The sequence below is a fragment of the Anaerolineae bacterium genome, assembly GCA_014360855.1.
In the GTDB taxonomy this organism is placed as follows: domain Bacteria; phylum Chloroflexota; class Anaerolineae; order JACIWP01; family JACIWP01; genus JACIWP01.
The window spans coordinates 1-1,718 of the sequence record JACIWP010000416.1; the positions used below are offsets into that span (position 1 = coordinate 1).

A 1,718-nucleotide genomic window follows, 5' to 3' on the forward strand; every position below is an offset into this window, starting at 1 on the left:
CACCGCGAACACGCGGAAAGTCCCTCCCTCTCCCCGCCACAGGAAGGACCCGAACTGACTCTGGCCGATCTCCGTCCACTGGCCGGCGGACAGCCGCTCGATGCGGTACGACTCCCGTTCGGGGTCTGCGATCCACCCGAGATGGATCCAGCCGGGGCCGGCGGCTGTCTTCACGCCGGCCGCGGCCTGACGCTCGCGGACATCCTCCCTGGAGATGGAGCCGTAAAAATCGGCCTTGAGCGGCAGGTCCACATACAGGCGCATGATGATCTCCAGCAGGGCCCACACGCCCAGGAGAATGATCACCGTTTTCAGCAGTTTGCGCGCTCCGCGTCCCACCATCCTCGCGCCCTCCGCTCCTGGAACACTTCAAGGATGAAAACGCTGAACCCACAACCCCTACAGGCCAGCAACTGTCCGGCAGGCGCGACAAACAGGCCATGCCGGCCGGGGATCGGCGCATAGCCGCTGTCCGGCAGACCCTTTTTCGTCCTTCGTCTCGTTCGTCAGCCGGCCTATTCCGCCAGGCGCTTCTTCACGTCCGCCGCGAAATCCTCATAGCGGCGCAGGGGCGTGACCTCCACGAAGACGTGATGGCCGTGCTCTTTCATGATGGGCAGGTCCATGAGGATTTGGTCGAGCGTGTCGGGGCTGTCCACGTTCACGACGGCCACCACGCGCCGGGTGCCGACGCATTTCCACAGGTCAACGACCACGCCGGCCTGCTTGGCGCCCAGTGCGGCGTCAGCCTCCCGCGCCCAGATGGCGAACAGGTCCTTCTGCGTCATGGTCTCGGGGTACTCGACGTGGAAATCCAGCAGGTACAGCATCGCGCCTCCCTCCTTTGGGTGGTGCCGGCCGTCGTCCTGGCGGCCGGCCAGACGAGCCGCATGCACAACAGGCCTCAACGCGGCGAGGATGAGGGTCTGGGATACGGGTATGGGAATGCCCCGCGCTCCCGCGCGAGGAAAGGCCGGCTAGCTGGAACCGCCCGGGGCGGTGCCCAGCTCCTCCTGCAGTGCCGCGACCAGCCGGCGGTAGGTGTCCTCGAGGAGTTCGGGGATGACGCGCGTTTGGCCGAGGATGGTGAGGAAATTGGAGTCGCCAGTCCAGCGAGGGACAATGTGGATGTGGACGTGTTCGGCGATGCCGGCGCCGGCGGCGCGGCCGATATTGATGCCGACGTTGAACCCATCCGGGTGCATGGTGCGGCGCAGGATCCGCATGCACACGTTCACGAGTTCCATCATCTCCGTCAGCGTGTCGCGATCCAGCTCCTCGGTGCTGGAGACGTGCTGATACGGGATGACCATCAGGTGCCCGGTGTTATAGGGATACAGGTTCATGATGATAGCCGCATGCCGGCCGCGGTGCACCAGCAGGTTCTCCGCGTCGTTCTCTTCGGCCAATTTGCGGCAGAAGACACAGCCCTCTGGCTTCTCCGCGTTGGTGAGGTATGCCATGCGCCAGGGTGACCAAAGCCGTTCCATGGTCCGGAATTCCGTCCTTATGTGCAGGATAGCTCCCGTGCATGATACCACATTTTCCGCATTCTGGCAACGCGGAGCGGAGGAAGCTTGGCGAAGGGCGCCGGCCGTGTTATAATGCCGGCCGGCGATTCATGCATCTGCACTGCAGGAGTGAGGGAATGTACATCGGCCGTCCCCGGCGCCGGCGCTCGCGCCCCGGCCGGGTCCTGCTGTTGTTAGTCCTGGACC

3 protein-coding genes are annotated in these 1,718 nt (G+C 64.7%); all 3 read right to left on the reverse strand.

All coding sequences use genetic code 11. From position 1 onward, the window contains the following. The coding region (locus H5T60_14655; GenBank protein ID MBC7243672.1) for a hypothetical protein at positions 1–342 on the reverse strand (342 nt) is incomplete at its 3' end. Between the two features lie 173 nt (positions 343–515). Beyond that, positions 516–830, reverse strand: coding sequence for a muconolactone Delta-isomerase family protein (locus tag H5T60_14660; protein ID MBC7243673.1), 315 nt, complete (start codon positions 828–830; stop codon positions 516–518). A 147-nt stretch (positions 831–977) separates the two neighbouring features. After that, on the reverse strand, positions 978–1,490 hold the full coding sequence (locus H5T60_14665) for an HIT domain-containing protein (GenBank protein MBC7243674.1): 513 nt from the start codon (positions 1,488–1,490) through the stop codon (positions 978–980). Between the last annotated feature and the right edge of the window lie 228 nt (positions 1,491–1,718).